This window comes from Novosphingobium sp. CF614 (assembly GCF_900113255.1).
In the GTDB taxonomy this organism is placed as follows: domain Bacteria; phylum Pseudomonadota; class Alphaproteobacteria; order Sphingomonadales; family Sphingomonadaceae; genus Novosphingobium.
In genome coordinates this window covers 1-7,749 of the sequence record NZ_FOOR01000044.1, presented here as the reverse complement: position 1 = coordinate 7,749, position 7,749 = coordinate 1, and the positions used below count along the sequence as shown (strand labels likewise).

At 61.1% G+C, this 7,749-nt stretch carries 8 protein-coding genes and 4 pseudogenes; 8 read left to right on the top strand and 4 right to left on the bottom strand.

All coding sequences use genetic code 11. The features are described 5' to 3' along the window. Positions 1 to 367: 367 nt before the first annotated feature. The 3 genes and pseudogenes from BM052_RS20510 to BM052_RS20500 form a co-directional block, all read right to left on the bottom strand. Positions 368 to 571 carry an SRPBCC domain-containing protein gene (locus tag BM052_RS20510; RefSeq protein WP_369821558.1) on the bottom strand — a complete coding sequence of 68 codons (204 nt, stop codon included), beginning with the start codon at positions 569 to 571 and terminating at the stop codon, positions 368 to 370. Between the two features lie 1,017 nt (positions 572 to 1,588). Beyond that, positions 1,589 to 1,723: a hypothetical protein gene (locus BM052_RS20505; protein ID WP_369821559.1), complete on the bottom strand. Its 135-nt coding sequence runs from the start codon at positions 1,721 to 1,723 to the stop codon at positions 1,589 to 1,591. Between the two features lie 39 nt (positions 1,724 to 1,762). Further along, a pseudogene (locus BM052_RS20500) lies at positions 1,763 to 1,978 on the bottom strand (transposase); the annotation flags it as partial. A gap of 3 nt (positions 1,979 to 1,981) precedes the next feature. On the opposite strand from BM052_RS20500, the pseudogene BM052_RS18990 reads away from it, so the two are divergent. Further along, positions 1,982 to 3,016: pseudogene (locus BM052_RS18990) on the top strand (IS481 family transposase). A 69-nt stretch (positions 3,017 to 3,085) separates the two neighbouring features. Here BM052_RS18990 and BM052_RS18985 read toward each other — a convergent pair. Beyond that, a pseudogene (locus BM052_RS18985) lies at positions 3,086 to 3,667 on the bottom strand (transposase); the annotation flags it as partial. Between the two features lie 130 nt (positions 3,668 to 3,797). Between BM052_RS18985 and BM052_RS18980 the strand changes: the two are divergent. The 7 genes and pseudogenes from BM052_RS18980 to BM052_RS18950 all read left to right on the top strand — a co-directional run. Continuing rightward, positions 3,798 to 4,397, top strand: coding sequence for a hypothetical protein (locus BM052_RS18980; RefSeq protein ID WP_091149431.1), 600 nt, complete (start codon positions 3,798 to 3,800; stop codon positions 4,395 to 4,397). A gap of 45 nt (positions 4,398 to 4,442) precedes the next feature. After that, complete coding sequence (locus BM052_RS18975; protein ID WP_091149430.1) at positions 4,443 to 4,697, top strand: type II toxin-antitoxin system VapB family antitoxin; 255 nt, start codon at positions 4,443 to 4,445, stop codon at positions 4,695 to 4,697. After that, positions 4,697 to 5,110, top strand: coding sequence for a type II toxin-antitoxin system VapC family toxin (locus BM052_RS18970; RefSeq protein WP_091149428.1), 414 nt, complete (start codon positions 4,697 to 4,699; stop codon positions 5,108 to 5,110). The genes BM052_RS18975 and BM052_RS18970 overlap by 1 nt, the downstream gene beginning before the upstream one ends. 321 nt (positions 5,111 to 5,431) lie before the next feature. Continuing rightward, positions 5,432 to 5,845 carry an MbcA/ParS/Xre antitoxin family protein gene (locus tag BM052_RS18965; RefSeq protein ID WP_091149426.1) on the top strand — a complete coding sequence of 138 codons (414 nt, stop codon included), beginning with the start codon at positions 5,432 to 5,434 and terminating at the stop codon, positions 5,843 to 5,845. Next, the gene (locus BM052_RS18960) at positions 5,842 to 6,561 is read left to right on the top strand and encodes an RES family NAD+ phosphorylase (RefSeq protein WP_091149425.1); all 720 of its coding nucleotides are present in this window, start codon (positions 5,842 to 5,844) and stop codon (positions 6,559 to 6,561) included. The genes BM052_RS18965 and BM052_RS18960 overlap by 4 nt, the downstream gene beginning before the upstream one ends. A gap of 266 nt (positions 6,562 to 6,827) precedes the next feature. Beyond that, positions 6,828 to 7,037, top strand: a complete 210-nt coding sequence (locus BM052_RS18955) for a hypothetical protein (protein WP_091149423.1) — start codon at positions 6,828 to 6,830, stop codon at positions 7,035 to 7,037. Beyond that, positions 7,034 to 7,597, top strand: a pseudogene (locus tag BM052_RS18950) (ATP-binding protein); the annotation flags it as partial. The gene BM052_RS18955 and the pseudogene BM052_RS18950, both read left to right, overlap by 4 nt. Positions 7,598 to 7,749: the final 152 nt, after the last annotated feature.

Sequence of the window (7,749 nt, the reverse complement as noted above, 5' to 3'; positions counted from 1 at the left end):
GGCAGGGGAACATCCGATGGACGTTTTGTGGCCGGCATCGCCGACGCCCGCAGTAAGAACGGATCAGCCCCGGACGCATACTCGGAACTGCGGTATCCAATCCGCGCATCAGAGCTTGATCACCGACGGTCTAACGATCCCACCTCCACCTGTACGCGGCCACATTCAGCCGCCACAACCCGTGGCCCAATCCTCGCGCCTACTAAGTTGACAACGGACATCAGAGCGTCCGGTGAAGCTTGCGATTACCCATAAGTCGCGAGCTCCGCGCCGATTTGAATATCGACGAGACGCCGTAGGCCGCGCCAGACGACGGTGTTCCCAGGCGGTGGGTCGGACGTCCCCGCGAGATAGCCGCCAAGGCGGGCTAGCTTAGTGAGATAGAGTTGGAGCGTGCCCGGCTTTGCGCCGCGGTTACCGTGACGTTGGTGCCGACATCAAACATCTCCCAATCCCAGCGCACCTTTCCACCCGGTTTCAGACGGCCACTGCCCCTGGAGTACCAAAAGTGACATGTGATTGCCGGATCGACGAACGCCTCGAATACCTCCGAGATCGGTCGACGAATCATCGTTCCGCATCTGGCAACAGGGGTCATGATTTGTCCTTCGTGATTTCAGCAGATCGATCATTGGTCTCTCTGCATATGCACTCGGCCGAGAAAGTCGCGGACGAGCGTGAGGGTGCGTCATGTGAACAACGTTGCGCCGGCCTGGAAGGGGAGCCACGCCGCGCCGATCGTCCGGTTTTTCCTGCAGTCCGCCCGAAAGCTGGCGGTCCGCCTTCGTGAAGAGTTTCGGGCGCCGGCAGGCGTACGAAAGTCCCCGAGGAACGAACCCGCGGTCGGCAGGCGTTGCGCTATGGGTTTTTCGGTTTTCGGCTGACGGGCTGCTGGGCATGGCGACCGCTGGTGAGTGCCTTGGGGGACGCGGTGACGGTCGCCGGATATGGTTTCGGCTCCTGATATCGCGCCGTTCTGTGTGCGGGAGCTGACATAGCAACTACTGCAAGCGGTGATCGCGCGAGCGGGTTCTTCGCCGGAAGCGCATGAGATGCGCGGCGGGATGACGGTGAGCCATGCCGGGTCATGGTGCGATCGTCCCGGCCGGAGCGGCACCATGCGGCGGCGCGCGAGGACGGCACCCGCGTTCGAAGGTTTCGACGACGACCATGCGGCCGCCACAGCATGGGCATGGCGGGCGGGTGTCGCCGGGTTCATCTGGTGGGTGGCGCCCGCTCAACGGGCACAACGCGGCGTGCTTCCACCGCGACCTCACCGCAAGCGACCCTCCCGCGCAGCGGGTCGTCTAATCGCCCCGCCGTCAAGCCCCGCCCACCAATCGTTCAAACGTGATGCCATCCGTGTGCCGGGAACAGGGTCGTCTACGCGGTCGACACAATCTTGATCGCCGCAGGATGGGTTCCGTAGCCGAGATCTTCCTATGTTCGTGACGCAATCTGCGGCAAGGCAGTTGCTTCCCGCTTCGCGGAATGATCTCAACTGCGTCCCGGCAGGGACGGCTCGACGCGCCCGACAGGGCGCTAACCGATAAATGGGTAGCGGATGATGGCTTTGGCGTTCCGCTGATCAGGCGGTGACGGCGGCTCCTGCATTCGGATCAAACAACTCGCCGGTCTTCAGCATCGAGTGCATGATCACTGCCAGTTTACGGGCCAACGCAACGGCTGCCCGTTTGAATCCTAGCCGCTCTTTCAGCGCCAAGGCCCATGTTCGCAACGCGTTGGTCTCGGACGACCTGTTCAAGATTACAGACGCTGCCTCGTACAGCAGCGTGCGTAGTCTGGCGTCGCCACGCCGCGAGATGTGACCTTCGTAATCAACCTCGCCAGATTGATATCGCTGTAGAAGTTTGGACTTAATCTGACAGGCGGTGTCATAAGGCTCAAAGGCATAGCCGGGGCCGGGCGCGGAGTGGTCGGGGGTACGCAGCGCCCGGCCCCGGCTTTTCGAGGACACACCATGACCAAGGATCAGAAAGTCATTCGCGGCAAAGTCGGTCTGCTGGAGCTCGCCAAGCAGCTGGGCAACGTCAGCCAAGCCTGCAAGATGATGGGCTATTCGCGCGACAGCTTCTACCGCTTCAAGGAACTGTACGACACCGGCGGCGAGATGGCGCTGCAGGAACTGACGCGCAGGAAGCCTTTGCTGGCCAATCGGACTCCGCCGCAGGTTGAAGCCATCATCCTCGATCTGACGATGGAGCAGCCGGCGTTCGGCCAGGTGCGGATCGCCAACGAAGTGCGCAAGCTGGGCCATTCGATCTCGCCGGCCGGGGTGCGCGGCGTGTGGCAACGGCACGATCTGGAAACGATGAAGAAGCGCCTCAAGGCGCTGGAGGCCAAGGTCGCCCAGGAAGGCATCATCCTCACCGAGAGCCAGCTTGCCGCACTAGAAAAGGCCAAGACTGAGAAGGAAGCCCACGGCGAGTTCGAGAGCGAATGCCCCGGCTATTGCGGCGCGTAGGACACCTTCTACGTTGGCAACATGAAGGGCGTGGGCCGTATCTACCAGCAGACCTTCGTCGATACCTACTCGAAGGTGGCTTTCGCCAAGCTCTACGATCGCAAGACGCCGATCACCGCGGCCGATCTGCTCAATGACCGGGTGATCCCCTTCTTCGATGCCCGCGAGGTCAAGCTCCTGCGGGTGTTGACCGACAGGGGCACCGAATATTGCGGCAATCCCGAGCACCACGAATATGAGCTCTACCTCGCGGTCGAGGATGTGGATCATTCCCGCACCAAGACCAAGAGCCCGCAGACCAACGGGATCGTCGAGCGGCTCCACAAGACCATGCTGAACGAGTTCTACCGGATCGCCTTCCGAAAGAAGATCTATCGGTCGATCGACGAGTTGCAGGCCGATCTGGATGAATGGGTCGCCAGCTACAACGAGCAAAGGCCACATCAAGGTCGATGGTGCTTCGGAAAGACGCCCATGCAGACCTTTGTTGACGCAACGCCGCTGGCAAAGGAAAAGATGATCGCGGCCTGACCCTGTCGGTCAGGTCCACGCTGACCACTCGCAGACACCAACTGTCAGATCAAGTGCCAGCTTTTACAGATATCGCTTCGGTGTTAGCCCGACCCAGGCGCCTACGGCGCGCGAGTTCTTGAAATTGATGGAATCCTCGACCGCTGCTGCAAAGGCCGTGGCTGTCACCGTGCCCACGCCAGGCACCGAGGTGAGCAAACGGCAGCGCTGGTCTGCACCAGCCATGACGACCAATTGCTTCGTCAACTCCGCGACGCGAAGTCGAATATCACCCCAGGCTTTAAGAAGCGGCAGGATGATACGCGCGAGATTGTCTTCGTCTTCCAGAAGCGAAATGACGTTGCGTTCAAAGACGCTGCCGGCGCCTTTGGGAACCACAAGGCCGAAAGTCTTCAGCAGCCCGCGTATCTGGTTCGACATTTGCACCCGCATCTTCATAAGCTGACGCCGGGCGGAGATCAGCGTCCTCATGAGCATGCTGTCGAAGCCTTTGACGCGAACCTCCCGATAAAAACCCACCTCAGCCAAGTGCGCCAAACCGTCAGCATCATTGGCGTCTGTCTTGTTCGCAGCCATGTCGAGCGCGGCCTTGGCATGGCGCGCATCTATGCAGATCGCCGGCAAACCTTCTGCGGTCAAGGCGTGATAGAACCGCAGGACCATCAGGCGAACGACGCAGGAGATCGAGGACTGCCACAGTCAGATCGTCAGGCTAGAAGCCGATATCGATCGACGGATTCCGACGAGCGGCGACGAGCTTCTGTTCGATTGCAACGGGACGATGATCACCGATCGCAAGGCCGCCAGCGAACGGATCCTCGGCTATGCGCACCGGATGCGGATGGACGGAGCAGAGGCGCGCTGGACGCTGGGCACGTTCAACGGCATCGAACTGGAACTCGCGGGTTACGAGTCCATAGACGACGAGGGGGAGCGTAGCCTGTCCACCTTCATCACAGCCTTGCACCATGGCGAGAACCGTGACTTTGAACTGACCGGGAAGACCCGGCCCGGCACGGTGGTCGGCCGGATCGAATCCTCCATCCGCAATCTCGACGGAGATCTCGCCGGTGTCAGGGCTAATCTTGAAGCCAATAAGCGCCGGCTAGCGGCGTTCGAAGCACGCCTCGGGCAAGACTTTCCCGACACAGCGTTACTCGACGACAAGCTTCAGGAACTCGTCGAACTCGAAGCCGACCTGGCCACCACCAGGGGCGAGTTCGAACGTGGGACTGACGGCGAAGCACCTCAGCTTGAGTGCGAATCCGATCAAAGGGAACGGCTTCCCCCGGTGGCTTTACCGCCTTCAGATGCCAAACCGGTCAAGCTCGATATCCACATCGCCTCGCCAGCCATGTCGGCATCTCTCCATATTGCCTGAACAAAGATCGCAGCGTATATACGGCTATACGAAGGAAGCCATACAATGACGCTCAGCATCAGGAACCCGGAAGCGGACACCCTCGCGCGCCGTCTCGCCCAACTGGACCAGACGACGATCACCGAAGCCGTCGTGATCGCGCTCAAGGAAGCGATCCAGAAGCGCGTCCAGCAGGAAAGTCCTTCCGAGACCGCGCGGCGCCTGCTTGCGAAACGGGGGCTGGGCTTTTCGCCCGAACGCCAGCCGGTGCCGGACAGCGCCTGGCATGACCTGGATCACGACATCACCGGCGACGCCTGATGTTCGTCGACGCCTGCGCGATCGTGTCCATCTTTGCCGACGAGGACAGCGCTCCGGCCTATGAGCGGGCTCTCGCCGCCGCCGAAGCGCCGTTCACCTCGGCTCTTGCCGCATGGGAAGCGATCATTGTGCTGTCGCGGCCGGATCAGCTCGATTGCTCCTATCTCGATGCCCATGCCGTCGTCACGGAATGGCTGGAGCTGCGCAACATTGCACTGCGGGAAACCGTGTCGCCCGCCGACATTCTCCGGCTCGCGGTGGAGGTCGCCCAGAAGCACGGTATCGGCAAGCGCGCGCTCAGCAATTTCGACTGCTTTCATTATGCATATGCGAAGGTCGCCGGGACGTCGCTGCTCACGCTGGATACCCTGCTCCGGCAAACGGATGTCGCAACGCTCCCCGACACGCATTGATAACCATGTCGGACCGAGCGGGTGCCTCTGTCCATTCCGTCGATATCGGTCGCCCTTGGAAGGAGCCAGCGCTCCAAGACTGTCGACCTCTGCAGTAGGGCCAGTTCCTCGCCGGTCGAGAGGCCTTGCGTGTCAATCGGCGTCCAATCGGGACCCCCTATCGGCGCGCAAAAGGGCCCCCTGGCGATCGAGCGGTCCAGACGCGGCTGTTCGTGCCGACCGAGGGTGCTGCCAGTGTTCTCGCGCGGCTTAGCCAGTAGTTGCAATGCATATTGCCAAATGGCAACTAATGGCGTATATAGTGCCATATGGAGAACGATCATGCTGGCTTTGCAACCCGTTGATACCGTCCCTCAGGCGTTCCGGCCCGATCCGGTCACGCAGGAGGAGGCCGCCGCGATGTTCCGCGCGGCACTGAACCTGTTCGGCAAATGGGAACTTACCGACGAACAGGCGGCGACGCTGCTCGATATGCCGGTGCGCTCTTATCGGCGCTGGAAGGCTGAAGGGCCGGGCCGGGTCTCACGCGATGGCGCGGCTCGCCTCTCCAACCTGATGGGTATTCACAAGGCGCTACGAACCATCTTTTCCGAGGCCCAGCGCGGTTATGCGTGGATCAAGGCAGGCAATACCGCCTTTGCCGGATCGAGCGCCCTTGATGTCATGCTCGGCGGTGAACTCACCGACATCATGCGCGTGCGCCGCTACCTTGACGCCGAGCGCGGTGGTTGGTGACGGAGAGCGACCATCTTCCCGTCAGTCATGTTGAGTGGAAAGACGCTGTCAGGATCATCCGCAGCGCGTTTCCGCCGATCGACCTGTTCGAGGATATCGCCGACCCCGCTGACTGGCCGCTGCTGATCTCGGCAGAACAAAAAACCAATCCGCGCATCATGGCGTCAATCGGTAATCTCGATCTCGTGCCAGTTGGCCGCAGGGTGGGCGGAAACGGCGCGTCCTATCTGATGGCCCCGTTCACGCACGTCAGCATGGACCGGCCAAGCCGCTTCACGGATGGCAGCTACGGCGTCCTCTATGTCGGAAACGTCTTCGAGACGGCATTGTTCGAGACGATCCACCACCATGCCCGGTTCATGGTCCGGACGGCTGAAGCACCGGGCTGGACCTCCCAGTTCCGGGAGATCATCCTTTCGGTCAGTGCAGACGTGCGTGACCTGAGAGAGGCCGAGCCGGCCAATCCAGCGCTTGATCCAGACAGCTATGTGGCATCCCAGGGGCTCGCGATGGACCTCAAAGCGAGTGGGGCTGATGGCCTAGTCTACCCGAGCATCCGCCATCCCGGAGGGGAGTGCGTCGGACTGTTCTACCCCGACTGCGCTTCCGAGCCTGTACAGGGTCGTCATCTCGACTATCATTGGGATGGCAAGCGCGTCGATCTGGTGCGTGATGCAGGAACAGGCGCTGTCTTTCGCGTAGTGGATTTGCCTTGATCAAGATGCCGTGCGGAATGCCAGTTTGCAGGACCGGCCATGCAGGGAGTTATCGCCATTCGTCAGGTCTCCGGCTGCTCGCAAAAAGGCAAGCATGTCGGACAGTGCCGATAGTTCGGTTTGGGCGTACCACTATGCGAGAATTGCCGTACGTTCAGCTGGGGCCCGCTAACCCATCAATCGAGTTCTGACTGTATCACCCACGGTCGTCGGGCTTCGTCCTTGTTGAATCTTTGGCATTTGCTAGGTTCGACTCAGGGGGCGACATGCAAGAACCTGGTGCTACGGAAGAGAGATCGGACTCTGACGAAAAGGTCGGCACAGTCGCCGGTGCGGTCCTGACGAAATTCTTTGACGCGTTGGCCAAGACCGACGATCTTGCCGACATCGCTGCAAATCTGAAGAAGATCGTTCTGGACGACGGCGTGTTCGCCGAACCAGCTGTCCGTGTCGCTCTATTCCCTGACGCGCCATGATCCGCATCGAGAAGATCACGATCAAGGAATTCCGGGGCATCCGCGACCTGGAACTTGTCATGAGCGGGCAGAATTTCGCGGCATGCGGGCCGAACGGGACCGGCAAGAGCGGCATCGTCGATGCCATTGAGTTTGCTCTCACCGGCAGCATTTCCCGGCTATCGGGCGAAGGCACCGGCGATCTTTCGGTGAAACAGCACGGACCGCACGTCGATTTCCGGAACAAGCCCGAACAATCGATGGTCACGCTCGACGTGTCGATCCCTTCGCTGAACGGGAAGAAGGCCACCATCCATCGCGTCGTGAAGACCGCTGATGGATCCGAGATCCACACCCACGAACTCGAAACGCAGGTCGAGCGTGCGCAATGTGCGGAGGGCGCGATGCTGGCTCTGGAAGAAATGCGCGAGGTCGCTGCCGCTCTGTATCTCAACGAGTTCGGATCGACCTGGAAGCCGGTTTCCAGTTCACGCTTCAATCACGGTGCGATGCTCACCTCAGCGCTCGTCGAAGGCCGCGACTTCCTGCGTGCCCGCGCCGAGGCCAAGCGCCGCGCGGCCACCCGCCTCCTGCGATTGCCGGAGGTTATGGCTGGGGTTGGAATGAAGCGCTCCGCAAGTAAGTATCCCCCGGCAGAGCCGGGGGCTTTACGATGTGAGCCGCTCAAAGCGGCTGGTTCAGGTCGCTAACGCGGCCTGACGGTTTGGAACCG